Genomic DNA, 26,571 nt, shown 5'->3' on the forward strand with positions numbered 1-26,571 from the left:
ATGAGCGAAATTTCCGTGGCTTCCGCCTCTCCCGCCGTCGCGTCGACTAGGCAGTCCGCGCGTTTCATACACCGGGCACTGCGCCACCGCAGTTTCATGGTCGGCTTCCTGATCATCGCCGTCGTCGTCGCCGTCGCCATTTTCGCGCCGCTTCTTGCCCCGCACGACCCCTACAGGCAGGATCTGCTCGCGCGCATGGCACGGCCGGTCTTTCTCGGCGGTACCTGGCAGCATGTGCTTGGCACCGATACGCTGGGCCGCGACTATCTGTCCCGACTGATCTACGGCGCTCGAGTATCGCTGATGATCGGCTGTGTTGCCGCCTTCATTTCCGCCATCATCGGCACCACGCTCGGCATTCTTGGCGGCTATTTCGGCGGCAAGGTGGATGCGGTCGTGATGTTCCTCGTCTCCGTGAGGTTGGCGCTCCCGGCAACGCTTGTCGCGCTTGCGGTCGTCGCCCTGTTCGGCGGCTCATTGACCGTGGTCGTGGTGGCGCTCGGCTGCCTACTGTGGGACCGGTTTGCTGTCGTCATGCGTAGCGCCACCATGCAGGTGCGCAAGATGGACTATATTGCCGCCGCCGAAGTGCTCGGCGCAAACGTGCCGCGGATCCTGTGGAAGGACGTGCTGCCGAACGTGATGAATGCGCTGATCGTCGTGCTGACGCTGGAAATGGCGCATGCCATCATCCTCGAGGCGGCCCTTTCCTTCCTCGGCCTCGGCGTCCAACCGCCGACCCCGTCCTGGGGACTGATGATTTCGGAGGGCAAGGAGATGCTCTTGTTCGAGAGTTGGCTGATCGCAATCCCTGGTATCGCGCTCTTCATCCTGCTGCTCGCCATCAACATGCTGGGCGACGGCATTCGAGACGTCACCGCACCGGAGGGCAGAAACTAATGTCCAGTTCCGTCCTCTCCATCCGCAATCTCACCGTCGACCTTCCCAAAGGTGGCGATCGTCCACATGCGGTCACCAATCTGTCGCTCGAGATCGGGGCGAAGCAAATCCTCTGCATAGTCGGCGAGTCTGGCTCCGGCAAGTCGATCACCTCGCTCGCAACGATGGGGCTTCTGCCCAAAGCGCTGAAGCCATTCTCGGGCGAGATCCTGTTCGATGGACAGGATGTGCTGAAGCTTTCGCCGAAAGAACATGCGGCGCTGCGTGGCACGCGCATGGGGATGATCTTTCAGGAGCCGATGAGCGCGCTCAATCCCTGCTACACAGTGGGCGAGCAGATCGAGGAGGTGTTCCGCGCCCATACCAGGATGACGCGGGCCGAGCAGCGGGCTCGTACGCTATTGCTTTTGGAGGAGGTTCGGCTTCCCGAGCCGCAACGCCTTTATCATGCCTATCCGCACCAGCTTTCCGGAGGACAGCGGCAGCGCATCGTCATCGCCATGGCGCTTGCGATGGAGCCGCGGCTGTTGATCGCCGACGAGCCGACGACGGCCCTCGACGTTACGACGCAGGCGCAGATCCTCGACCTGTTCAAGGAACTGCGAGACAAGCGCGATGCGGGCATCCTGTTCGTCACCCATGATTTCGACGTGGTGGCCGAAATCGCCGACCGCGTGCTTGTCATGCAGAATGGCCTCGTGGTGGAGCAGGGCAGTGCTGACGATGTGCTCAACCATCCGCGTCACCCCTATACGCAGCGACTGATCGATGCTGTTCCGCGCCGGCACAAGGCCAAGGGCACGCCGGACAGCAACCGTCCGATCGGGCTTCGCGTCGCCGGCATTGAGAAGACGTTCCGCACGCCAGCGACGCTGTTCAAGCCGGCCCGCACCGTGGCTGCGGTCAAGCCGATGGATTTCGTCATCCTCGAAGGGCAGACGCTCGGCATCGTTGGCGAATCCGGCTCGGGCAAGTCGACGCTGGTGCGCTGCCTGATGGGGCTGGTCGAGCCGGATGAAGGCTCGGTCTGGGTTGGCAATCAGAGGCTCGATACCGCGAGTGTGGCTGGGCGCCAACAGTTCCGTCGGCATATCCAGATCGTTTTTCAGGACCCATATGGATCACTCAATCCCCGCCGCAGGATCGGTGACCTGCTGATCGAGGGACCGGTCAATTTCGGCGTGCCCAGGCCCGATGCCTTGAAGAAGGCGCGCGAACTCCTGACGATCGTCCGATTGGAGGAAGATGCACTTGAGCGTTATCCCGCGCAGTTTTCGGGCGGCCAGCGGCAACGTATTTCGATCGCTCGGGCGCTAATGGTGGAGCCTAGGATACTGATCGCCGACGAGGCGGTTTCCGCCCTTGACGTTTCGGTGCAGAAGGATGTCCTGAAGCTCCTCAACGAGATCAAGGCCACGGTCGGACTAACGATGATCTTCATCACCCATGACCTGAGGGTGGCCTCCGAGGTTTCGGACCACATCCTCGTCATGCAAAAAGGAGAAGCGGTCGAATACGGGACGGTCGATCAGGTCTTTGGCAATCCCCAGAAGGACTATACCAAACACCTCGTCACGGCGATGCCGGGGAAAGGTTGGGAGGTTCCCGATATGACGAAATTGAATGCTGGCAGGACGGTATAGGGCAGTGACGATGAACAGGAATGCAATCATAGCCGCGGCTTCGGCCTATGCGCGAGACGGGGCTCTGGCTGGTGATCTCAAGCGTCTGGTGGCCCACCGGTCGATCAGTCAGTCGGAGGGTACGCCGGAAGCCCTGATGAACTACCTTGCCGACGAGATGGTGCCGATGCTTGCAGCTCTCGGCTATGAATCCGGCATTTTCGCCAATCCCCGCGAGAACGGCGCGCCGCTTCTGATCGCAAGCCGTATCGAGGGCGACGATCTGCCCACGGTGCTCACCTACGGGCATGGCGACGTCTGCAACGGCGAGGCGAGCCGCTGGCGCAAAGGGCTCGAACCCTTCTCGCTCATCATTGAGGGCGACAAGCTCTTTGGGCGGGGCACGGCCGACAACAAGATCCAGCATCTCATCAACATCAAGGCGCTGGAGCATGTGATCAAGGGGCGGGGTTCGCTCGGCTTCAATTCCAAGATCGTCATCGAGATGGCGGAAGAGACCGGTTCCTACGGCCTGCGGGAATTCTTCGCGCAGCAGAAAGAGGCGCTTGCCGCCGACGTGCTGATCGCGTCCGACGGGCCACGGCTCACGGTTGATACCCCCACCATGTTTATGGGATCGCGCGGCGGGCTTCCGTTCGATCTCGTTGTCAATCTGCGCGATGGCGATTATCATTCCGGCAATTTCGGCGGGCTGCTGGCCGATCCTGTCATCATACTTTCCCATGCGATCGCCTCGATCGTCGATGCCCGCGGCCAGATCCAGGTGCCCGAATGGCGGCCGACGAGCCTGACCGATGACATTCGCCTGGCCTTGAAGGACCTGCCGCCGCGCCGGCACGATCTGGACTGGGGCGAGACGGACCTGACGCCATCCGAACGGGTGTTCGGCTGGAATTCGCTGGCCGTGCTCGCCATTTCCTCCGGCAATATCGCGGCACCGCAAAACGCCATCGCCGGCTCGGCCCAGGCCCGCTGCCAGTTGCGCTTCGTTGTCGGGACCGACATCGACGACATCGTGCCGGCGTTGCGCCGCCATCTCGATGCGCATGGGTTTTCGATGGTCGAGGTGCGGGAAGCGAAAGAGGAGCCGTTCAAGGCGACCCGCTTTCCGCCCGACCATCCTTGGGTGCGTTTCGTCGAGCGGTCGATCGCTGCAAGCAGCGGCAAGAGCCCGCATGTGCTGCCCAACCTCGCCGGTTCGCTGCCGAACGACGCCTTCACCGACATTTTGGGCCTGCCGACGATCTGGATTCCCCATTCGCATGCGGAATGCGGCCAACACGGACCGAACGAGCACGCGCTTCTGTCGATCGCCGAAGAGGGGATGCGGGTGATGACCGCGCTGTTCCTCGACATCGCCGATAATGGCGGAAAGGCGGATGCGATTGCCTGACGATGGTTGATTATGGTCTTTTGCTCGTCGGCGGCTATTGATGCCGGCCCGAAAGTCACCGCCCGACTGGAGATTGCCATGACAAGGACACACCCCGCCGATCTTACCGCCAGCGAAGCTTCTCGATTGATTAAGGAGAAAAAACTCTCGCCGGTGGAAATGGCGAAGGCCAGTATCGAGCGGGTGGAAACCCTCAACCATGCGATCAATGCCGTCGTGGCGCGAAATTTCGACCGGCTGCTTGACGAGGCGAAGGCTGCCGAAGAAAAGGTGATGGCAGGCGAACCGCTCGGGCCGCTGCACGGGCTGACATTCGGCGTCAAGGACATGATCGACGTCACCGGCCTGCCGACGACCTTCGGTTCGGAGATTTTTCGCGACAATATCGCGACCAAGGACGATGCTATCGTCGCCGCGATGCGTGCTGCCGGCGCCATGCCGCTCGGTAAGACCAACAATCCGGACTGGAGTGCCGGCGGCAATACCATCAACCGCCTCTATGGTGCGACCGGAAATCCTCACGATCCGACGAAAAGCGCGGCCGGTTCTTCGGGCGGTTCTGCGGCCTTGCTTGCCTCGCTAATGGCGCCACTTGCTACCGGATCCGATACCGGTGGCAGCTTGCGCAATCCCGCCGCATTTTGCGGTGTCGTAGGGTTTCGCCCGTCCCCCGGGGTCGTACCAGGCGACACACGGCCGATCGGGCTTTTCCACCTCTCGACCAGCGGCCCGATGGCTCGCAACGTCGCCGACGTCGGGCTGATGCTGTCTGTCCTCGCACGGCCGGACCGCTTTGATCCCTTCACCGTCGTCGTCGCTGGGAAGACCGCCTGGAATCCCTTCGATTTCGCCGATCCGAAACCGCTGGATTTGCGCAAACCGCGCATTGCCTTCACCGAGGACTTCGGTTTCGCCCCAACGGAGAACGTCGTGCGCGACGCCTTCCGCAAGGTCGTCGCAAAGATCGTGCCGCATCTGGGTACGTCCGACGAGCTGCATCCGGCCTCGGGCGATGCCGACCGCATCTTTTCGGTGCTGCGTGCAATCGCCTTTGTCGGGCATCGCCTTTTCCTCGAAAAGGAGGCCGACAAAGTCGGCCCCAACGTCAAGGCCAATATCGAGGAGGCTTTCACTTACGGGGTGCAGGACGTCTATGACGCAATGGTCGCACAGACCGCCTATTACCGCAGGTGGCAGCGTTTTTACGACGATTGGGATTTCATTCTCTGCCCGGCGGTGACGATCAGCCCGCGCGACTGGCACGAACTCTATCCGACCGAGATCGACGGCAAGCCGACCAAGAGCTACTACCACTGGCTTGCCATGGCCTACGCCTCGACGCTGGCCGGGCATCCGTCGATCACCATTCCGGTCGGGCGAGATGCGCTCGGCATGCCCTTCGGCTTGCAGATCGTCGGCCGCCGGCATGACGATCATCGCGTCCTTCGCATGGCGGCCGCCGTCGAAGCACTGCTCGCTGACGACCCGGAACTTGGTGTGCCGCAGATCGATCTCGACAGGCTGGCCGCTTCTGCGCCAATCAAAGACATGCCGGGCTTCATGCCGGATTGGTGAGCATAAAGTTCATTCTGGCCCGTTCGGGCAGGTTTCCGAATTTATCCGGCAAGGACGATTTCGGCCTGCCGAACGTGAACTTGCGCAAGATCGGGTGAGCTCATGGCCGAAATCGTCGTTCTCGTTGCCCGCATGGTCGGCGTGTCCACGGCCTTGGCGCTCCAGGCGGGCGGGGTCGACCACCCATCAGGGGTTTCACGCTTGGACCGACTAACGAGTGCCCGCCACAGGTCGACGTCGAGACCGATGTCGCCTTGCCGGATCGCGTCGGCCAATAGGACCGCTGCGGCTGCGGATGAACCGGCAATCAGATAAAGCCCTATACCGTCGCCGGAGCTGAAGCCCGACAGCGTCCAGCTCCATGGATTGGCATCAGCGCGAACACAATCCTTTGCATCGACATTACCGCCTCCGGGCTCGCCCCGGCAACATGTCTCGACCTGCAGATGATCATGACTTTCATTAAGATGCGCCTCATACACGATCAATAGGAAAAAACCGCCTCTTGCGACTGTTGCGCTCACTCATCCTGCCGTCGGTCTGCGCCTTGCGCTTGACCGCCCAGGCGGCAATCACCAGGCCGGCGATGATGAGCTGGAATTGGGCAAGGCTTTCCAGGGAGAGCCGTTCGCCGAGGAAGGCGACGGAGGCGGACGTGCCGCACCGACCAGAGCGGAGTGGAATAGGCAAAGCAGCGGGTCTTGCCAGCATCAATGAAGGTCATCGCTACCATGCCGAGCCCGGTGAAGGCCGCCATCTGCAAGAGGCCGATGCTGCTCGAGACAAAGCGTACAACAGCGAGCCAGAGCGACAGTGCCTGTTCCACCGAAAGCTTCATGATTGGCCAACTCAGTCCCCACAGCAAGATCATGCCGCAGAGGAGGGCAGTGTCGGGAACGGAGCCATTTGTTTTCCGCTGCGACGCTACCCTTGTCATCGCCTTCTACCTCTGCCTAGAGTGGGTAAAGTCATTCAGGAATTGCCGACAAATGAAAGAATCTGCCTCAAGTGACGATGAGCTCGACGCGATCGACCTCAATATCCTTCGTCATCTGCAGAAGAACGGGCGGTTGACGAATGCCGACCTGGCGACCAAGGTCAATATCAGCGCCGCGACCTGTCACCGCCGCACGCAGCGGCTTTTCAAGAAGAAAGCGATCAGGGGTGTCCGCGCCATCATCGATCCCACCGCCATAGACCTGGAAGTGGTGGTGATGGTAGGTGTCGTCCTCGACAGGTCGACACCGGAATCGTTTGCAGCATTCGAGAAGGCCGTGAAGGCCCTGGGTTTCGTCATCGAATGCTATCTGATCGCGGGCGATTACGATTACTTCCTGAAGATCCGCGTGAGCAGCATGCAGGCGTTCAACCGCCTGCACGGGAACCAGTTGCTGACGTTGCCCGGCGTGCGGCAGACCCGCACTTTCTTCGTCATGAAGGAAGTGACCGACAATGCACCCCTGGCCTTTTGACGATCAGCCGTTCCGGTAGGTGTAGCTGTAGCCGTTCAGTGCCGGGGCGCCGCCCAGATGGGCGTAAAGCACTTTCGATCCCTTCGGAAAGAAGCCCTTTTTTGTGAGATCGATGAGGCCCTGCATCGACTTGCCTTCATAGACGGGGTCGGTGATCATCGCTTCGGTGCGTGCGGCAAGGCGGATCGCCTCGTTCGTCTCGTTTGACGGCACGCCATAGGCCGGATAGGCATAGTCGTTGAGGATGACGATCTCGTCTTCGCGCACGGGACGGCCGAGCTCGACGAGTTCGGCGGTGTTGTCGACGATCTGCCGTACCTGGGCCCTCGTCTGTTCCGGCGTACCGGATGCGTCGATGCCGATGACCCGGTCGGCGCGGTTCTGCGCGGCAAAACCGACGATCATGCCGGCCTGGGTCGAGCCGGTCACGACGCAGACGATGATATAGTCGAACTTGACGCCCATTTCGGATTCCTGGCGCTCGACCTCTTCGGCGAAGGCGACATAACCGAGGCCTCCATATTTGTGCACCGAGGCGCCAGCCGGGATGGCATAGGGTTTGCCGCCCTCGTCGATGACCGACTGGATCGCATCTTCCCAGCTCTTGCGGATGCCGATATCGAAGCCGTCGTCGACGATCCGGCTATCGGCGCCCATCAGCCTGGTCATCAGGATGTTGCCGACGCGGTCATAGACGGCATCCTCATGGGGGACCCAGCTCTCCTGCACGAGCCGGCACTTCATGCCGAGTTTGGCTGCCACGGCCGCCACCATGCGGGTATGGTTCGACTGGACGCCGCCGATGGACACCAGCGTATCGGCATTCGAGGCGATGGCATCGGGAATGATGTATTCGAGCTTGCGCAGCTTGTTGCCACCCATGGCGAGACCCGAATTGCAATCCTCGCGCTTTGCCCAGATTTCCACGTCGCCGCCGAGCGCTTTGGTCAGGCGGGGCAGGAACTCAATGGCCGTCGGGCCGAAGGTGAGGGGGTAGCGTTCAAATTTTTCCAGCATCGAGGTCTCCGTCAATCGATGGCAAATTCCTACCATGTTACTTACGAAAGGTGCTTTCTAATGCTGCCGAAAATTGTAGATACTGATCCAAAGGCGAGATAAAAATGACGTTAATATCGCTATCGCTTGCCATCAAATGAAGGATCCTTTCATACGCTGACGGTTGGCCCGCCAGCCGACCTGGATTATTGAGGCCGTTGCGGGCGTGGCCCCATTGGACGGAGCAGGGGTCCCCTCAGGAGGGGCGTCCTGCGGTGAAATGCGGCTCAGCAACGCTGAAAAAAGACGAGCGAGGAGAGGTGGCAAGGATAATCCGAAGAGATATTTTTCATCTGGATCTCCAATGCGATCGCATCATCGCGCGGAGAAAAAGTATATATTGCAAGCCACTTCACCAACGAGAACTTCCCTGCTGCTCCATGTAGAAATGAACCTGTTGCCAAGATTTGGGTCCGGCCCTGGGGCTCTGAACCGAGCAATCTGATCTCGCTTCGCAGCACATCAGCGGTCGAGACAGGCGCCAAGTGTTGTCTTCGCCCTTGCGCGGTGGTAGTATTTAGCTGCAGTGTTGCAGCTTCAACGCGCTCTGCATGTTTTGTCTGCGAGTTGCTTCTGATCAACAGTAGAATCTCTCGCACATGAGGGACATACTCAGAAGCTTATTTTCGTCCGACGCCACTCATTGGCGCCTCCGCCGTCTGTCTTAAACGTGAACGGAAATACTTGGAGGAAAAGATGACCAAGCGCACGATAAGTCTTTCTCTCATAGGCTGCCTTGCCTTGTCCGGCTGCCAATCTGCTGCGACGTCGCAAGGAGGACGCAGTAACGAGTTCGGCTGCATCGCCGGTACGGTCGGCGGCGCGGTCGTCGGCGGATTGCTCGGCGCGACCATTGGCTCGGGGACCGGGCAACTCTGGGCTGTTGGCGGCGGCGCCACGCTGGGCGCTGCGGGCGGCAATGCCTTGACCTGCTATTGATGCGAAGGGGCGGGATGATGAAAAGAGTAGTCCTAGCGACAGGATTGGTTTTTTTTACCGCCATTGCGGCCGCCGCGCAGAATCAACCGATGGCTATGAACCAGGGCCAAATGGACCGGCTCGACCGTAACAAGAATGGAGCGGTCGACCGATCCGAATATCAAGCCTTCATGACGTCGGCGTTCGCGGGCCTGGACAAGAACAAGGACGGCAGCCTGAACTCCGACGAAGTTGCCCGAGTTCTGAATACCCAGCAGTTCGCGGCCTCCGACGCCAACAGCGATGGCAAGGTTAGTCAGAACGAGTTCTTGAATAGGGTGATGTCGGACTTCAAGGCCGCCGACCGCGGCGGCGACGGCAGCCTGCAGTAGCGTAAAAGGCAAAAGCGACCCTAGCGCCAGGGGCAAGCGTGTTTCTGCTCGCCTCTACGCTGCAGCGACGGCCCGGTGCGTTCGTTCCGTTGAGTAACCAGCAGGATGCTGTCAGGCAGCCTCACATAGCTTGTCCCTGTCTTCTGAGGCTCGAGGATGTGGCAATGTAGCATCCAGTCGCCCGGATTATCGGCGCGTTACTGGATGGTGCTGCGGCAGGTTCAGACGCTAGACATCCAGCGCCTTGAAGGAATAGCCATGCAAATGGATCGGGTGGGAGTGGTTCTAGGTGTTGATCAGATCGAAGATCGAAGCAAAGGGAGCTTCCCAGTGACCGACCTTCCCACGACCAAACCTGAGGAGTCAAAATACGACCGGCTGATTGCCGCTGCGCGGGAGGTTGCGCCTGCCATCACGATCGTGGCGCATCCCTGCGACGAGACGTCGTTGCGGGGCGCGCTCGAAGCCGCCGAGAACAGACTGATCGTACCTGTCCTGGTCGGCCCCGCGGCAAAAATTCAGGCGGTCGCCGCGGAGAACGGGCTTGATCTGAAAGAGTACGAAATGGTCGACGTTCCACATAGCCACGCCGCTGCGGCGAAGGCAGTCGTCCTGCTCCGAGAGGGAAAGGGCGAGCTCCTCATGAAGGGCAGCCTGCATACGGACGAACTGATGCGCGAAGTTACGGCCTCCGCCACCGGCCTGCGCACAGAACGCCGCGTCAGCCATGTCTTCGTGATGGATGTGCCTGGCCACGCCGACACGCTTTTCATCACGGATGCGGCGATCAACATCTCTCCCGACCTTGATGCCAAACGTGACATCGTGCAGAACGCAATCGACCTCTGGACGACGGTCGGGCTCGGTCTGCCCCGTGTGGCGATCCTTTCCGCCGTCGAGACCGTGACGACAAAAATACCGTCGACTATCGAAGCCGCAGCGCTATGCAAGATGGCTGAACGCGGCCAGATCACCGGGGGCGTGCTCGATGGCCCGCTCGCATTCGACAATGCGATCAGCCCCGAGGCCGCTCGCATCAAAGGGCTCACGTCGCCCGTCGCGGGCCGGGCACAGATCCTCGTCGTGCCCAACCTTGAGGCGGGGAACATGCTGGCCAAGAACTTGACATTCCTCGCCCATGCGGATGCCGCGGGAATCGTGCTCGGCGCGCGTGTGCCCATCGTGCTGACCTCGCGTGCCGACTCGGTGCGCAGCCGTCTGGCTTCGTGCGCGATCGCTACGCTCTACGCCGCCGCCCGGCCGCGTGCAATACAAGTGGCGGCCTGAACCATGGACGCGATCCTTGTCGTCAACGCCGGCTCGTCAAGCCTGAAATTCCAGATCTTCGAGATCGCCGACACTGGCCCCAAACGCTGCATTCGTGGTCAGATCGATGGCATCGGAGTACGGCCCCGTCTGGCGGCGAGCGCCGCCGACGGAACGATCCTGGTTGATCGCCAATATGCGCCAGAGGTAGTCGGCCACCTACCGGCGGCGATTGCTGAAACCCGTGCGTGGTTGCTGACCCTTAAGGGCTTCACGCTCCGCGCCATTGGACATCGCGTCGTCCATGGCGGCCCGGATTATGCGAAACCGATCCTCATTGACCGGGACACGCTCGACAAGCTTGCGACTTTCCAGGAGCTTGCTCCGCTGCACCAGCCGAACAACCTCGCGCCGATCCGCCTGGCGATGGAAATCAATCCGGATGTGCCCCAGGTCGCCTGTTTCGACACCGCTTTCCATCGCGGCCACGCTCCACATACGGATTGCTACGCCTTGCCCTGGGACTACTACGAGCATGGAGTGCGTCGATACGGCTTTCATGGCCTGTCCTACGAATACATTGCCGAGCAGTTGGCCGAAGTCGCGCCCGGTATCGCCGGTGGACGGATCATCGTTGCCCATCTCGGCAGCGGCGCGTCTATGTGCGCGCTGAAGGCCGGATCCAGCCTCGAAACAACGATGGGCTTTACGGCACTCGATGGCTTGCCGATGAGCACCCGGCCGGGCCAGATGGATCCCGGCGTCGTGCTATATCTGCTCGACCACAGAGGCATGACTACGGGAGAGGTTACGGACCTTCTCTACAGGGCGTCCGGTCTGAAGGGGCTGTCAGGCTTTTCCGGCGACATGCGCGATCTTCTTGCCAGCGATGACCCGCGTGCGGCATTCGCAATCGATCACTTCGTCCATCGTTGTGCGCTCAGCGCCGGCACGCTTGCCGCCGCGCTTGGAGGTCTCGACGCTTTTGTCTTTACGGCGGGCGTCGGGGAGAATTCGCCACCAATCCGCGCCCGCATCGCCGAACGGCTCGCCTGGCTGGGAGCCGAACTCGATCCCGCGGCCAACGAGGCGGGCGCGGTGCTCATTTCCACTCCCGCGAGCCGCGTCGAGCTCTACGTCGTGCCGACGGATGAGGAACTGATGATCGCCCGCCACACGCTTGCACTCATAATAGCACCCTGAGACCCCTGTCTCACAGGCGCCAAGTTGAAACATCCGCCTCGCCTTCGCATTCCCGGCAGATACCAATTGACAGCGATGTCGGGAGTCGGCATCCGCGGGCGTGAGAGATAGAAGCCAAGCGGCATCCAATCTAAAGCCACCCCCCTGAAAATCCTGCACGTCGCAATCCGATCACCAGAGGCTTGCATCGACGCATGATGTTCCAGAGCAAACCGGTTCGGTAGTTTTCGATCATCAGCACGACCGGGCCTTGATCAACGCCGAAGTGATAGGGACTGACCCACCATCCGGTCGGACTGTTTTCCACGGCATAGGTCTGGTTGAACGACGGTTTGAAACCGTAAAGCCGCGTCATGCCAAGCTTCATTCGCGCAAAGTTGCGAACAGTCGGCACGACGATCTCTGGCGCGAACGGCAGCGATGCGACAACGACCCATGGCGCGACGGTGCCATCATCAGGTCCGAAGGGTGCGCCGCGGGCGATGTAGTCGAAGAACTCCCGGTCGACGCCATTGATCGCCCGCTTACCCCAACCTGGTCCGTCACAGGCGGTAAACCCCCAACAATATTCCCCGTAACCCGCAAAACCCATTGGGTTGCGAATTGCATATTCCTGCTGCACGAACGATGCCTGCCGGCTGTTTTCAAAATAGTCGCTGTGGTGCTGGCGCATGAACTCGTCACGAATGCCTCGAAAGTCCACCCACATGTGCGACAGCTGGTGGGTAAAAAGCGGCCCCGAATAAAGCAATTCGCGGCCAAAGATGTTTCTCCATTCATAGCTCGCGGTGTAGGCGGCGTAACTCTCCCGTGGCAATGGATGGGTTGGCGATCCCAACCCGAGAATGTACAGCAGCAGACCCTCATCGTAACCACGCCAACGATAGGGAATAAACCCGCTTTCCGGGTGCCAGCCATGCGTCAAAGTGGGGCCGCCATCGCAAGCCCACATCCAGTCGGCTCGCTCGTAAAGCGCCGTCGCAAGCTGGCGGATTTCTGCCTCATCGGCCGTATCGCCATCAAAATAGGTCGCGGCGGTCAGGGCGCCAGCGAACAGGAAAGCCGAATCGATGGTGGACAGTTCGCATTGCCAGGCCCGGCGGCCCGTTTCGATGTCCAGAAAATGATAGAAAAAGCCCATGTACCCCGATGAATCCAGCTCCGGCCCCTGCGGGCATGCCATCAGGTATCTCAACCGCTTACGGGTTATCTTGGCCGCAAATTGGCGGATAAGGACGCCGCGTTCTACAACTACGGGGATGGTCGCCAACGCCATACCAATTGCCGCGATGCTTGCCGGGGCGTTCGGTTCTGTCTTGTCACGCACCAGGCCGTTGTCCGGGTTCGTGCATTGGAGATAGTACAACAGTGTCGTAAATTGCAGGCGAGCGAGGTCCTGGTCCGTTGGCATGCGGTCGAGATCAGCGTCCGTCGAGAGCGTTTCGGGCATGGCCGCTAACCAATTATAATGTGGACGTCATGCAGACGTCCGTCTTCCACAAGCGGAACGGTTTCGTTCGCGACTGGTTCACCGTCCAGCGTGACGGAGTGCACGCCTCGGCCGATGCCCTTCGCGTTGTCGAATTGGATGCGATAGGTCGCTGATCCATATTGGTATGCGATTTCATAGGCCGGCCAGCCCGCCGGAACGCACGGCTCGAACCGCAGAGACGGCCCTTGCTGGCGAAAGCCGAGGATCGCCTCGAGCGCGACGCGGTAGAACCAACTGGCCGATCCGGTGTACCAGGTCCATCCACCGCGCCCGGTGTGTGGGGGCGCGCCATAGATATCGGCGCTGACCGCATATGGTTCCACTTTGTAGCGTTCGACCTGATCTCTGGTTACGCTATGACAAATCGGATTGATCAGGTTCCAAAGCTTTAAGGAGAGATCGCCGTCGCCCTGCAAAGCCGTTGCCCAGACAACCCAAGTTGCCGCATGCGTGTATTGGCCGCCATTTTCACGGATGCCGGGGACATAGCCCTTGATGTAGCCCGGCTGCAGCAAGCCATCGTCAAAAGGCGGGTCGAAGAGTTTGATCAGCCCGTCCTCTTGGCGTACCAGCCGATCGTAGACCTCACGCATCGCTTTTGAAGTTCGTCCAGCATCGGCTTCGCCCGAAATGACAGCCCAGGCCTGCGGGATGGCGTCGATCTGGCATTCGTCGTTCAGGGACGACCCGAGCGGCGTGCCATCGTCAAAATAGGCGCGGCGATACCAGCCACCGTCCCAGGCGTTGGCTTCAAGGGCTGTGCGCAGGGCTTCGGCCCGTTCGCGGCACCAGGCGGCACGGCTTTGATCTCCCCGTGACGCTGAAATCGTGGCAAATGATTTGAGGACCGTGAGAAAGAACCAGCCGTTCCAGACGCTCTCTCCCCTGCCTTCCGCACCGACCTTGTTCATGCCGTCGTTCCAGTCGCCTGTTCCCATCAGGGGAAGACCGTGACTGCCCAAACGGTAACCATGCTCCAGCGCACGGACGCAGTGCTCGTAGATGGTGCCGGACTGCTTGCTGGTCGCCGGCTGGTTGAAGTCTTCCTCCTGGTCGTCGTTCAGCAGCGGCGACGTGATGTATGGCACCATCTCGTCAAGCAGCTGAACGTCGCCTGTCGTGGACACGTAGTGGTGAACGACAAGGGGCAGGAAATACAAGTCGTCGGTGATCCGGGTACGCACGCCGATGCCGGATGGAGGATGCCACCAATGCTGGACGTCCCCCTCCTCAAATTGGCGTGCTGCCGATCGCAGGATGTGGGAGCGGGTCTCGTTCGGTGTACTATATACCAGCGCCATTACGTCCTGAAGCTGATCCCTGAAACCGTAAGCACCGCCCGACTGATAATTGGAGGTGCGCGCCCAGACGCGGCATGCCAGGACCTGGTACAGCAACCAGCGATTCATCATCAAGTTCAAGCCTGCGTCCGGCGTCGAGACCTGGATCGAGTTCAGAATGTTGTCCCACTGGTGGGAGACCGCCGACAGGCTTGCGGCTGCGCGTTCGAGGTCGGCATACTCGTGAACGAGCCTGCTGACTTCATCGAGGCCGGCAGCCTCTCCAAGTACAAAGACAATCTCTCTGCTTTCGCCGGGGGGCACGGAGATATCCACCATCAGCGCGGCGCAGGGATCCAGCAACGGCCCAAAACGTTCTGCCAGATTGGTTCGTCCCAACGCTGCCGGCCGAAAAACGGAACCGTATTTGCCCAGAAACTCCGTGCGGTCGGAGGTTGCCGACCTCGTCGGCTGACTGGCGGCTGCAAAAGCCAGCTTCCCGGCAAAATCTCCGGCCCAGGGGTTCTTGGCCGTGATCGCACCCGATCTGGCATCCCGCTCGCAGACGATCCGTGTTGCTGTCTCTTCGCGGTGGGTCCCAAGCACCCACTCGGCGAAATAGGTTGCGGTCACGTGCCGAGCTCGGGTGTCGTCGTTGCTAAGCCTGAGATGCATGATCTTGACCGGATCATTAGGCGGGACCGATACCGTCAGCTCTTGATTGAGATGACGGCTGTGGCTTGCAAACCGGCTGTAACCTTGGCCGTGACGAACGGTCACGACTGCACCGGGACCGAGAGGCAGCGGCGTCGGCGTCCAGACATCTCCGGTTTCTTCGTCTCGCAAATAGAGGACCTCGCCCGGCGCATCCGTAACCGGATCGTTCGACCACGGCGTGAGCCGGTTCATCTGGCTGTTCTCCGACCAGGTGTAGCCCAGACCGGCTTCAGTCGTAAGGCAGCCAAAATCAGGGTTTGCGATCACGTTGGTCCAAGGCGCCGGCGGCAGGGCAGGGGCCTGTGGTCTGATCGCGTCCACGAGCACGACATACTCGCTTCCGTCAGGCGTGAAGCCTCCGAATTCGTTCCAGTGCTGCAAATCCTCGACCGGGTCAGGACGGGAAGCTTTGGGTTGATCGCTTACCCGTGCGGCAAAAGAAGGAATTGACGGGACCGGAAAGGGCCGGTTGAGCTGATCGACAAGCTCGCCGGCGCTTCCCAGCAGGACTATGCGCGCCGCCGCGGCGATGGTTCTCAAGGTATCGCTTTCGGTATCGGGCTCGGAAAGGACAAAGATTCCGCCGGGCTTACCAATCACTTCGGCCTGCGGGCCGGATTGCAGCTTTTCGACGAGTCGCTTGGCGCTGGCTGCACCGCCCTCGTCAAAAAGGACGAGGTCAAATCTCAAGCCTTTCCGACGAGCGAAATCGTGGCCCATCATCACCTGACGAACGAGGGCATGATCCCTGTCGCCATTCGCGCGAACCAGCACGATCGGTAGATCGCCGGAGATACCATGCGCCCACAAAGCCGCCCGATCCAATCGATCGCTCTGCAGCGCAGTCACTTGCCGCAGGGCCGGGTTCGCAAATACGACACTCCCGGCCAGACGATTGAACAGCGAGACGTCATCAGGGGTAAGGCTCAACGTCTGAAGCTCGCTTTGATACTTATCCGATGCCTCGGAGAACGCTCGTTCGGCCGCGTCGATCTTGGCGTATCTTTCGGCGATGAGCTGCACGGCTGACTGGTCGTCCGCAGCGCCTGTAACAAAGGCGACGCGCGCTTCGCCGCCTGGGGAGAGATGAACTGTCCGTCGCAAACAGAAAATCGGGTCGAGGACCGGGCCGGTCGTCCCGGAAAGCGGCCCACCCGTGTCGAATATCACGGGGCTTTCTGTCGTTCGGCCCCGGCCAAGAAATCTCAACCGATCAGTTTCATATTGGACCTCTTGGGAAGGCGGCAGGTTCGATGAGGAAACGTGAACTGCCCAAGTGGCCTTTTCCCCAGCGGCACGGGGCCTGCGGCGCGCAAATAAGGCGCCTGACGCCCCGTCATACCGTGTTTCGACAAAAAGTTTGGCAAAACCCGGATGCGCCATGTCCGCACGACGATTGTTCAGGCAGACTTCGGCATAGCTTGTCAGTTCGAGGGTTCGCTCCCGCGCGCCATTGTTCGTGACCGTGAGCATACGCACTTCCGCGTCCACATCGGGCGCCACACAGATTTTCCAGACGATTTCGATGTCACCCGCATGACAGCGGAATTCGGCCCTGTCGCCGTGAAAGGCGTGCTCGTAGACATTTGAAGGCCGAAATAATGGCTGCTTTCCGATGGACCAGAGGTCGTTCCCGGTTAGATCCCGAACGTAACAAAATTGGCCCCAGCAGTCACGGCTGCTGTCCTCGCGCCATCGTGTAATGTCGAGGCCCTGCCACGTTCCGTAACCCGCCCCGGCGGCTGTGACGAGAACACTGTACCGATCGTTGGAAAGCAACGCGACCGCGGAGCCCGGATACGCCAACTCCGCGACGCTATTTTGTCGTGCTGCCTCGGTCGCTCTCGCTGCCACTGGAACCTCCGTTAGGTTGGATGCCGTTGCTCAAGCATTGTCCCCTTCAGTCGAGGTTTTATGGCGGACTCCTGACTTGCCTTTCGAGCCCCATTTCCAGCCGCTTATTGCGGGCATGTCGTCGCCGTACTTCTCGATATATTGCCTGTGTTCGACCAGCTTTTCGTGAATTGCCTGCTTGAAATAGGCCGCACGTGCGCCGAGTTGCGGCAGCCGGTCGATTACGTCCTCGACCAGATGGAAGCGGTCCATATCATTCAGAACTACCATATCGAACGGCGTCGTCGTCGTTCCCTCTTCCTTGTAGCCGCGGACGTGCAGATTGCCGTGGTTGGTGCGGCGGTAGGTGAGCCGGTGGATAAGCCATGGATAGCCATGGAAAGCGAAGATGATCGGTTTGTTCTTGGTAAAGAGGGCATCAAAATCGCGATCCGGCAGCCCGTGCGGATGCTCGGATGGCGGTTGGAGCTTCATCAGGTTTACCACATTGATGACGCGGACTTTCAGCTCCGGCAGATGCTCCCGTATGAGCTCGACTGCAGCAAGTGTCTCGAGCGTTGGAACGTCGCCGCAACATGCCATCACGACGTCAGGTTCGGTGCCCTTGTCGTTGCTCGCCCATTCCCAGATACCAAGGCCCTCGTTGCAATGCTTGATGGCCTGATCCATCGTGAGCCACTGCGGGGCAGGCTGCTTGCCGGCGACTACGACGTTGACGTAGTTGCGGCTGCGCAGGCAGTGATCGGTTACCGAGAGAAGTGTATTGGCATCCGGTGGCAGATATATCCGGACGACGTCTGCCTTTTTGTTGACTACGTGATCGATGAATCCCGGATCTTGATGACTGAAGCCATTGTGGTCTTGCCGCCAGACATGGGAGCTCAGGAAATAGTTAAGCGAGGCGATCGGTCGCCGCCATGGAATGTGGTTGCATACCTTCAGCCATTTGGCGTGCTGGTTGAACATCGAGTCGATGATGTGGATGAAGGCTTCGTAGCAGGAAAAGAAGCCATGCCGGCCGGTTACGAGGTAGCCTTCCAGCCAACCCTGGCATTGATGCTCGCTAAGCACCTCCATCACCCGACCGTCCGGCGCCAGATGATCATCATCCGGATAGATGTCCGCCATGTAGCAGCGGTTGGTGACTTCCAGCACATCCTGCCAGCGATTCGAGTTGTTTTCATCAGGACTGAACAGGCGGAAGTTCTTGCTCTCCATGTTCATCTTCATGATATCACGAAGAAACGCGCCCATCGTCCGCGCAGACTCGGCAATGGTTGCCCCAGGGCTCGGCACGGAGACCGCGTAATCCCGGAAATCGGGCATCTTGAGGTCCCGCAGCAGCAAGCCGCCGTTGGCATGCGGGTTGTCGCTCATTCGGCGGTGCCCTGTAGGAGCAAGCGCTGCCAGCTCCGGTTTGAACCGGCCACCGTCGTCAAACAGTTCTTCGGGGCGGTAGCTCTTCATCCATCCTTCGAGAATACGGATGTGCTCCGCCTTGTCCATGTCGCCCATCGGCACCTGGTGCGACCGCCAATAGCCCTCGGACTTCTTGCCGTCTATCTTAGGCGGGCAGGTCCAGCCCTTGGGTGTGCGGAAAACGATCATCGGCCACATGGGACGTTTCACATTGCCTCGGTCGCGGGCATCTGCCCAGATTTCCTGGATATCCGCCATTGCAGTATCAAGGGCGCCGGCCAATTGTTGGTGCACCTTCGTGGGGTCATCACCCTCGACGAAATACGGCGTGTAGCCCATGCCTTCGAAAAATTTTCGCAGCTCGTCGCGGGGAATGCGGGCTAGGAAGCACGGATTAGCGATCTTGTAGCCGTTTAAGTGTAGGATAGGTAGCACACAGCCGTCGCGTGCAGGATTAAGGAACTTGTTGCTTTGCCAGCCTGTCGCAAGCGGCCCCGTTTCGGCTTCTCCGTCGCCGACAATGCAGGCGACAATCAGATCCGGGTTGTCGAACGCAGCCCCGTAGGCGTGGCTGAGGGCGTAGCCAAGTTCGCCCCCCTCATGGATGCTGCCGGGTGTTTCCGGAGCAACGTGGCTCGGGATGCCGCCTGGGAAGCTGAACTGCTTGAAAAGCCTCCTCATGCCCTCCACGTCTTGGCCAATATTGGGATAAACCTCGCTGTAGGTGCCTTCGAGGTAGGCGTGTGCCACCAACGATGGTCCGCCATGTCCCGGCCCGATGACGTAGATCATGTTGAGATCGTCGCGTTTGATGACGCGATTGAGGTGGGCGTAGAGCATGTTCAAACCTGGCGACGTGCCCCAGTGACCTAACAGTCTTGGCTTTATGTGCTCGCGCTTTAGCGGTTCTTTCAGAAGTGGATTGTCGAGAAGATAGATCTGCCCAACGGACAGATAGTTCGACGCGCGCCAATAGGCGTCCATCGACTGCAATTCTTTCGCCGAAAGGGGGCCGCCCGTTGCCATTTTCTCGTTTCTGGCGACCTTTACAACTCCTGCCGTCTTAAGCGAAACCATGGGTGCCTCCTCCTCTGAGCCAAGATTGCTGCGGTAAGATCTTCCAAGGTGAGAATCGTCGAATTTGCTAGGTGCCCGCTGTTTGTACGAGCGTTGCCCGGCTTGGCGGAGGGATGCTAGGGGCAGGGGCACAGTCTGCAATACGATCGGTATTGACCCCGATGGCCTATCGCATGCAGCTCATTCAGCTTAAGACGCTTGCCGGCCCCGCATTCAAGGCCGGTGAACCGTCATCCATACTTCTGATTCAAGTATGTATAGCCCTGCCGTCAGTCCATTCTTCGTGCCAAGCCAGCAATATGCGAATGATCTAATATTCGCACAAAAAGCGTCCGAAGCACAGTTAAAATCGAAAGCAACGGAGATGTTATTCGAGACGGAGCTATATCGGAAACTGGTGTCGCAGATCCCATTCTGCCTGTCACGGGCTGTCCTCGGGAAAATGCTCAACCACTCCTCTCACGCCGCGGACGCTCTCGGCCGCTACACGCGCTGCCTTCCTGCACTCTGCCGTATCAACGTTTCCCCATAGGTGAGCGACACCGTCGATGACGGTCACGGTCATGTCTTTTCCTTCAAGGCCTGTATTTTCGCTGAGGCGGATCGATATGCTGCGACGGATGGCGTCGTCACCCGGCGCCGTTTCATCGTGGTGCGCCGTAACAATTGCTTTCAAAAGGTCCGCACGACTGACGATGCCGATCAACGCGCCCCCTTTCATAACCGGAATGCGCTTGACGCCATGCTCTTGCATCAACGCAGAGACGCTCACCAGAGACGCATCTTCTTCAACGACGATAGGGTTACGGCTCATGACGTCGGCCACCCGCCAAGCATTGCTTTTAACGTAGGCCTTGGCTCTCTCCTCGGCGGAAAAAGCCTGGTCCCCAAGCTCGTCAATGGCTCCCCGGCCCAACTCCGTTCTCCGTAACAGGTCGCCCTCGCTGATGATCCCGACGAGCTGACCGGCATCGTCAATAACTGGAACACCACTGACGTGATTGGCGAGCATGATCTCGGCGGCTCGCCGAACACTGTTGTCCGGCGACACTCCGACAACCTTCGTGATCATTACGTCTTTAACCAGCATCTCCGCACCACCTTCCCCCCGTGGGCACCGAAGAGGAGACAAAATAAACCTGTTGCGAGCCTTCGACAACTGGTTCACCTGCCTCGCAGAGCCAGGGCGCTAGGCTCCGTCCACGTCCACCTGAATCTTCACCGCACTCCAAGACCGCGTCGCAGCAATCGCGCAATAAGCCTTGCACTAAGCGATATTAGGCAGGAGGCGAGAGCCCTTCCTTTCGAAACAGCCAGTAGTGACCCGGACGGTTCTCCGTCCCCGCCGAAGCAGGATGAAACCGTCTATAACCGTCGCCGCTCACTGGCCAACTTGCGTAGCTTTGCTCGCAGCGATGCTAGTTCCGATTCGCGATAGCAGTGGTATTGTATGGTTGAGCACGAGAGGCCCTGCAATGCAGACCCGATGGAGCATCGTCAAAGGCAGCCCCGCCACCTGGGCTGTGCCGCTGCGGTTGCATCTGAGCGTCATAATCTTGGCGCTATTGGCTTGCACCTCGCTTCCGCTCATCTGGATTACTTACACGCAGGGAAAATTTGCGGCCCTGTCGACCGGCGAAGCCCAAATGCGTCAGATTGGGCTACGGGCGATCGAGGATTATCGCAACGTCTTCCACGGTGGATACTCAGCGGTAGTGACCGCGTCGGCCGTTCCCGAAATGCTGACCGCACCTCCCGATGACGTGCAAGCCAAGCAAAACTTCTTATTAAAACTCTTGCAGTCTTCCTTTCGCGTCGACGGTGTATATGCAGGATATGCCGATGGCGGCTTCATTCAAGCTGTCGACGTGGCGTCCAATCCCGAAACGCGCGCCAGCTTGAGAGCCCCACCAGAGGCCGCATACGCCATGCGGGTCGTCAGCACGGTCTATGGTGCCCCCAGCACTACCTGGGCCTTCTACGATATGGAAATGCGTCTGCTGGTTCGCCGCGCCGATCGTGATGATATCTTCGACCCACGCATTCGCCCCTGGTATCTGGCGGCGGTTGGCGAGGGCGAAACAGTATCTGTCGGACCCTACGTCTCGGCATCGACTCATTTCTTGACCATGACAATTGCGACACCTGCGGGACCGAGCCATCGCGTGGTGATTGGCGCGGACGTGATGCTGGTGACGCTCGGAGAGATTATCGACGTGAGCGCCCTTTCTGAACATGCCCGTGGATATGTCTTTGATCAACAAGGTGATTTGATCGTCCACTCCGACAAGACTCTCATGAGTGAAGTCAGGAGTCGGCTTCGACGCGGCCGAGAGGTGTCGACAGCAGAGCTGGCGCAGGCAGATCCAGCACTTCCGGCAGTCACGAATTTGCTCACGGGAGGCGGCAATACGGGGTCAGGGGCAGTTGTCCATTTTCAGGTAAAGGGACGTGACTACCTGGCACAGGTTTTTGGCGAAGCAGTCGCCGATCTTAGCAGCGTATATACCGTCGTCATAGCGGCGCCGCTCGAAGAGCTTGTCGGGCCGGTCGAAGAGAGGCTGAAGCGCAATCTGGCGATCGCCGCTGCCTGTCTTGCCTTAGGCATCCTAACGGCAATCGTCATCTCCCGGCTTGTCAGTCGATCGCTATATCTGCTCGCCGACGAAGCAACGCATATAGGTAAGCTTGAATTCGGCGAAAGCGGGGTTTCCCATTCCTGGATTTCGGAGGTCAACGCCCTTGCGAAGGCATTGAGTTCTGCGCGCCATGCAATCTGGACGTTTTCGCTTTATGTGCCCCGAGAACTCGTGCGCAGAATTGTCATTGCGGGCCAAGCGGCCGTTGGCGCTGCCGTCCGGCAGGACATTACCGTGCTCTTCACAGACATACGCGACTTCACCACCATTTCCGAAGAGAACTCGCCTGAGGAGGTCGTGGCCCTGCTCTCGGGCTATTTTGAAGCCCTCAACGAGATTGTCGAGCGTCACGGCGGCACGATCGTGCAATATTTGGGGGATGGCGTCCTTGCAATGTGGAACGCACCCTTGCACGACCTCCATCATGTCGAAAATGCTTGCTATTGTGCGCTTGCGATGAAGGCTGCGATCGACGCCATGAACGCCGCAAACGCTGCGGACGGGCGGCCTGTCCTCATCACACGCTTTGGCCTGCACACCGGCCAAGCCGTGGTAGGCAGTGTTGGTGCAGAAACACGCCGGCAATATACCGCCATCGGAGATACCGTAAACATCGCTTCACGTCTCGAGGGTCTCAACCGGCAGTATGGGACCACTATCCTCGTCAGCGGCGCGGTCCGCGATGCAGTTGGCGAGACGTTTGAACTCGTTGCTGTCGGAATGGTCAGCGTCAAAGGACGAACGGGTCAGACGGAACTCTTCGAGCTTAGAGCTTAGGATCCTGCTCAATCCAGCTCCTCGCATCGACCCGGTTTCCGGCCCTTGTGCACCAGCGAACTGTTTTTATCATCCGGACGGCTGATGCCGCCCGGACAACTGAAACTTGAATTCGCTCAAACAAAGATGCCTTCTGTGCTGCCTAGAAGCGCTACGCTTGCGTGTGATGCTGTCGATGGGCACAGCATCTTCGCAGCAGGATGTTCGATGTCCCGAGCTGCGCTACCGCTTCAGGTCCCACGCTTGGCCAGATGCGCGGAGTTCTTCAAGTGTCTTGCCTACGCAACTGCCGGCCTCCTCGCCACCAGTCGCTTTTGCCTGGCCGTCCAATGTGATGTTACCGGCGATTCGATCCGACGCCACATAGGTTGCCACACCATCTGGCGAGATCCTCGAGACGTAGAAGGCGTGATGGGTGTCCTTGTACTTACAATGGATGACCAGCGGAAACTGTGCGAAAGGACTATCTTCGGCGCGAACTTCGGTGGTGTTAGAAAGTGGAAGCCATGCGCTGGCGCCGGCGACCACTGCGACGATCAATTTCAGCGATCCATTTGACCCGCGGCGGGATGCGTATGTCATAATCAAATCCCCTGTGTGCGATCCAGATGAAATTTCCAAAAAAAGCGCCTACGGCCATGTGTCTGGCGGAAGCCGTCCAGATTCGAGATCTCGCCCGCTTCGACCGCTAGTTCGTAAGGGCCATGAGCGTGTCCCGGTCCAGCAATCGAACCGATCACTGCAGTTTGCCGTTACGGCGAATGATGCGTCTTTCGCATAAGTTGGTCAAGGAGCGTACGACGGTTTCGGTTGTGAGGCCAAGATAGTCGGTGATGTCACTGCGTGACATCGTCCAAGCAGTTCTTTCGAGCGGTCAGGTAGATCGCTCTTTCAACCTGCAGGGAAGCATTGTCGTCGCGGCTACGCTCCTTCATCTTGCACGCGTGCCTGATAAAAAGGTTCCAATGGCAGGGTTGTTTGAGCGAGGGAGTATGATCGGGGCTTGCGCGGTCAGGCCTTTTTAACGTCGTGGAGCAGGTCGCCACTCAAATCGAACGACATGCCGACGGATCGCGAAATCAGCGGCGCGGAACCTGTCTGATAGCTGCGCTGCAAGCGCCTGATCGGAGTATTCCGCCCCGGCATACAGGCGACCTTTACTTTCCTCGCGTGGGCTCAATGGCGAGACCCAAGGCTCTCAGTCCGCCAAAGAACCTCTCCTGGTCTTCCTGCCGTTGCAGGCGTAGGGAAACCTCCCGGCGGATGTTGTTCATCATGTCAGGTGCGTGGACATCCAGCCAAACCTTTTCCTGCTTGGCCTCGGCTGTTTTCCCAGCCGCGCCAAGGATCGAAAGGAGCACGAGGCGATGCATGGGATTATATTGCAAATCAGACATGCGGGACCACAGTTCTGCGGCCTGAATATCGTTCCTCATGAGGGCGCACAATGCCATGCCGACTTCGTAATATCCCTTAGGCCTGGCGTTCTTGTTGACGGCGCTGGAAACCAGCTCGCAGCCCGATTGCCACCTTCCGGACATTGCGAGCCGCAAGCCGTACTCACCTGCGACTTCTGTGTCGTTGGGGTTCGTGGCATAGGCCGCCGCGCCGGCTTGCAAGGCTTTATCGATCTCATCGTTGAAGAAACTCACCAACATGAGAGCCTGGAGGACGCGTGCATTGTTGGGGGCAAGGGCTGCCGCCCGCTCTGCGGCGCTGGCAGCGAGTTCGAGCGGCTGGACCGTGGACGATATGCCCAGTTTATAGCGGAATCTCATCTCATCGAGATAGGTCAGAGACAGGAGCGCCCAGGACGTGGCGCTCTTCGGAAATCGCTGCGTTGCTCGTTCCAGGCAATCGCGTGCCGTGTTGTGACTCTGAGTGTTCATCGACTGGCGATAGCTGTAATATGCCATGGTACAGACATGGGCGTCCCAACCTCCGTCCTGGGGCTGCCGAGCGATCGTATCGGTGTCGGTTTGGAAAATGGCGCCATATGGTTCAGCGACAGCGCTGGCGATCTGCTGTCCGACGTCGGCCTGAATCGAAAGCTTGCTCTGAGCCTTAAGATTCGCATCATAGTTGTTGGCCCAGATCACGGCGCCATCGGATTGACGCACTAGTCGGGCGACGGAACGCAGCCGGTCTCCATCGAGTTGGACATTACCCTGCAGCGTGTAGCTGGCCGCGGCGGCATGATCGGTTCTCAATGGCAATGGATCAGAGACGACGACGATGTCATCGAACTTCGCGAGCTGACTGATAATTTCATCCCTCAAGCCATGCGCGATGTCTGAGATCGCAAGCGAGGCACCAGTGTCCGAGAAAACTCCTACGACAACTCTAGGATGAGATTCTTCCGCTGGCGATGCCCCGGGGGCTCGCGATACGGAAAATGGGGGCGCGAGAGCGATGTAGAGAAAAGCTGCGACGATCACCAGAACAGTCCCGAGCACTAGAGGCGTCAGGAATTGCGAACGACGAGGGCCGCGAACTTCACGCTCATGTCTGATGGGTTCGACGCCTTGCGCAACATCGGGACCTTGTACTGGTGATGCCGGCAATCGCACGCCATGAGCGTACTCGAAATGCGGCACGTATCCGCCTTTGGGCACCGTGATAATTACCTCGTCAGCCTGCCCGGCGACGAGATAATAACGCTCGAGTGCCCTTCGTATTCGTCCGGCTTCGATCCGGACGGCGGGATCATTCTGCGGGTCGAATGAAGCCTCCCGACCAAAGACCTCATTTGCAATCGTGAAGGCCTTCAAGAACTCCGATCGCCCTGCCAGGGTCTCGCTTATAATGAATTGCAGGAACATTCGACCCCGTTTCGGCCGGTGGAATTCCTCGCTTGAAAGGATCCGCTCGAGTTGCCGGCAGACTTCTTCAGCCGTCGGTGCAGGGTTGGTGACAGGATTGACTTTTGCGCTGCTCATGGTCGCCCCCAGGCAAAGTCACGTAAAAGCGCCTTTTATCTAAGTCATTTCTAACGCATCATATCTCAGAGCTACGAACGGTTGCAACAGCTACGGCTAATATATGTTAGCATGGGTTCGGGCCAAGGCGGAGATCGTTGTGAGCGGTTGCACAACCCCGTCAACAGGTCTGCCAAGGTTGCGCGCTCCCATCTTGCCCATCACGGTCTCCGGCGCGGATTGCAATGCAAAGTTGTCTCCCTCAACTTATCGACAAGCGAGTGGATCACATCGGCAAAACTGCTGACGACAAGCACCAATGGAATGAGGAGAACGAGGCGGGCCACAGTAATGACGATGGCGACAATGGCTGGCGGGTTTCCGAGAACCCTTGAAAGTGCCTCGAACATCGTCAAGAGGGCCACCGCAAGGATGGCCGACTAGACGGCGATGAGCGCGCGAAAGGAGCGATAAGAAGCAGGGTCCAATAGGCGAAAAGCCCGATAATGCCCGATCTGACAAGATCGCTTACTTTTGCCTCTATGGAAATCTGACCGGCGTCGGATCTCTGCGTCGTCGT

18 protein-coding genes and 3 pseudogenes are annotated in these 26,571 nt (G+C 59.3%); 10 read left to right on the forward strand and 11 right to left on the reverse strand.

What is annotated here, in order from left to right; genetic code table 11:
* The 4 genes from BLP23_RS17635 (at window position 1) to BLP23_RS17650 (ending at window position 5,511) form a co-directional block, all read left to right on the forward strand.
* The gene (locus BLP23_RS17635) at window positions 1-900 is read left to right on the forward strand and encodes an ABC transporter permease (RefSeq protein WP_092586186.1); all 900 of its coding nucleotides are present in this window, start codon (window positions 1-3) and stop codon (window positions 898-900) included.
* The gene (locus BLP23_RS17640; RefSeq protein WP_092586187.1) at window positions 900-2,543 is read left to right on the forward strand and encodes a dipeptide ABC transporter ATP-binding protein; all 1,644 of its coding nucleotides are present in this window, start codon (window positions 900-902) and stop codon (window positions 2,541-2,543) included. Before BLP23_RS17635 ends, BLP23_RS17640 begins: the two co-directional genes overlap by 1 nt.
* 10 nt (window positions 2,544-2,553) lie before the next feature.
* Window positions 2,554-3,936, forward strand: a complete 1,383-nt coding sequence (locus BLP23_RS17645; protein WP_092586188.1) for a M20 family metallopeptidase — start codon at window positions 2,554-2,556, stop codon at window positions 3,934-3,936.
* 78 nt (window positions 3,937-4,014) lie between these two features.
* Entirely contained in the window at window positions 4,015-5,511 is a 1,497-nt protein-coding gene (locus BLP23_RS17650; RefSeq protein ID WP_092586473.1) for an amidase, read from the forward strand.
* 41 nt (window positions 5,512-5,552) lie between these two features.
* Here BLP23_RS17650 and BLP23_RS17655 read toward each other — a convergent pair whose 3' ends face one another.
* Window positions 5,553-6,035 (reverse strand): hypothetical protein, encoded by a 483-nt coding sequence (locus tag BLP23_RS17655; protein WP_139187080.1) that lies wholly within the window; start codon window positions 6,033-6,035, stop codon window positions 5,553-5,555.
* Between the two features lie 465 nt (window positions 6,036-6,500).
* Here BLP23_RS17655 and BLP23_RS17665 point away from each other — a divergent pair, with 465 nt between their 5' ends.
* A complete protein-coding gene (locus BLP23_RS17665; protein WP_092586474.1) occupies window positions 6,501-6,983 on the forward strand; it encodes an Lrp/AsnC family transcriptional regulator in 483 nt (160 codons plus the stop codon).
* Window positions 6,984-6,986: 3 nt separating this feature from the next.
* Here the strand turns inward: BLP23_RS17665 and BLP23_RS17670 are convergent, their stop codons facing one another.
* Window positions 6,987-8,000, reverse strand: a complete 1,014-nt coding sequence (locus BLP23_RS17670; RefSeq protein WP_167363921.1) for a 1-aminocyclopropane-1-carboxylate deaminase — start codon at window positions 7,998-8,000, stop codon at window positions 6,987-6,989.
* Window positions 8,001-8,735: 735 nt separating this feature from the next.
* On the opposite strand from BLP23_RS17670, the gene BLP23_RS17675 reads away from it, so the two are divergent.
* A complete protein-coding gene (locus tag BLP23_RS17675) occupies window positions 8,736-8,978 on the forward strand; it encodes a glycine zipper 2TM domain-containing protein (protein ID WP_092586192.1) in 243 nt (80 codons plus the stop codon).
* 17 nt (window positions 8,979-8,995) lie between these two features.
* On the forward strand, window positions 8,996-9,349 hold the full coding sequence (locus BLP23_RS17680) for an EF-hand domain-containing protein (protein WP_092586475.1): 354 nt from the start codon (window positions 8,996-8,998) through the stop codon (window positions 9,347-9,349).
* Between the two features lie 116 nt (window positions 9,350-9,465).
* On the opposite strand, the pseudogene BLP23_RS35330 reads toward BLP23_RS17680, so the two are convergent.
* Window positions 9,466-9,543 (reverse strand): annotated as a pseudogene (locus BLP23_RS35330) (multicopper oxidase domain-containing protein); the annotation flags it as partial.
* Window positions 9,544-9,577: 34 nt separating this feature from the next.
* A pseudogene (locus BLP23_RS35335) lies at window positions 9,578-9,628 on the reverse strand (multicopper oxidase domain-containing protein); the annotation flags it as partial.
* Between BLP23_RS35335 and BLP23_RS17690 the strand changes: the two are divergent.
* Both BLP23_RS17690 and BLP23_RS17695 read left to right on the forward strand, forming a co-directional pair.
* Window positions 9,614-10,636, forward strand: coding sequence for a phosphate acetyltransferase (locus tag BLP23_RS17690; protein WP_167363942.1), 1,023 nt, complete (start codon window positions 9,614-9,616; stop codon window positions 10,634-10,636). The pseudogene BLP23_RS35335 and the gene BLP23_RS17690 sit on opposite strands and share 15 nt — an antisense overlap.
* 3 nt (window positions 10,637-10,639) lie before the next feature.
* Window positions 10,640-11,818: an acetate/propionate family kinase gene (locus BLP23_RS17695; protein WP_092586195.1), complete on the forward strand. Its 1,179-nt coding sequence runs from the start codon at window positions 10,640-10,642 to the stop codon at window positions 11,816-11,818.
* A 130-nt stretch (window positions 11,819-11,948) separates the two neighbouring features.
* On the opposite strand, the gene BLP23_RS17700 is transcribed toward BLP23_RS17695, so the two are convergent.
* The 4 genes from BLP23_RS17700 to BLP23_RS17715 form a co-directional block, all read right to left on the reverse strand.
* On the reverse strand, window positions 11,949-13,268 hold the full coding sequence (locus BLP23_RS17700) for a glucoamylase family protein (RefSeq protein ID WP_167363922.1): 1,320 nt from the start codon (window positions 13,266-13,268) through the stop codon (window positions 11,949-11,951).
* Between the two features lie 5 nt (window positions 13,269-13,273).
* Window positions 13,274-17,161, reverse strand: coding sequence for a GH36-type glycosyl hydrolase domain-containing protein (locus tag BLP23_RS17705; protein WP_092586196.1), 3,888 nt, complete (start codon window positions 17,159-17,161; stop codon window positions 13,274-13,276).
* Between the two features lie 30 nt (window positions 17,162-17,191).
* Window positions 17,192-19,657 (reverse strand): phosphoketolase family protein, encoded by a 2,466-nt coding sequence (locus tag BLP23_RS17710; protein ID WP_092586197.1) that lies wholly within the window; start codon window positions 19,655-19,657, stop codon window positions 17,192-17,194.
* A gap of 421 nt (window positions 19,658-20,078) precedes the next feature.
* On the reverse strand, window positions 20,079-20,747 hold the full coding sequence (locus tag BLP23_RS17715) for a CBS domain-containing protein (protein WP_092586198.1): 669 nt from the start codon (window positions 20,745-20,747) through the stop codon (window positions 20,079-20,081).
* A 385-nt stretch (window positions 20,748-21,132) separates the two neighbouring features.
* On the opposite strand from BLP23_RS17715, the gene BLP23_RS17720 reads away from it, so the two are divergent.
* A complete protein-coding gene (locus tag BLP23_RS17720) occupies window positions 21,133-23,073 on the forward strand; it encodes an adenylate/guanylate cyclase domain-containing protein (RefSeq protein WP_092586199.1) in 1,941 nt (646 codons plus the stop codon).
* A 222-nt stretch (window positions 23,074-23,295) separates the two neighbouring features.
* On the opposite strand, the gene BLP23_RS17725 is transcribed toward BLP23_RS17720, so the two are convergent.
* The 3 genes and pseudogenes from BLP23_RS17725 to BLP23_RS17735 form a co-directional block, all read right to left on the reverse strand.
* A complete protein-coding gene (locus tag BLP23_RS17725) occupies window positions 23,296-23,655 on the reverse strand; it encodes a hypothetical protein (protein WP_092586200.1) in 360 nt (119 codons plus the stop codon).
* A gap of 154 nt (window positions 23,656-23,809) precedes the next feature.
* Window positions 23,810-23,923, reverse strand: a pseudogene (locus BLP23_RS17730) (helix-turn-helix domain-containing protein); the annotation flags it as partial.
* Window positions 23,924-24,230: 307 nt separating this feature from the next.
* A complete protein-coding gene (locus BLP23_RS17735) occupies window positions 24,231-26,012 on the reverse strand; it encodes a hypothetical protein (protein ID WP_092586202.1) in 1,782 nt (593 codons plus the stop codon).
* Window positions 26,013-26,571 lie beyond the last annotated feature (559 nt).

The sequence above is a fragment of the Rhizobium mongolense subsp. loessense genome (assembly GCF_900099775.1).
In the GTDB taxonomy this organism is placed as follows: Bacteria; Pseudomonadota; Alphaproteobacteria; order Rhizobiales; family Rhizobiaceae; genus Rhizobium; species Rhizobium loessense.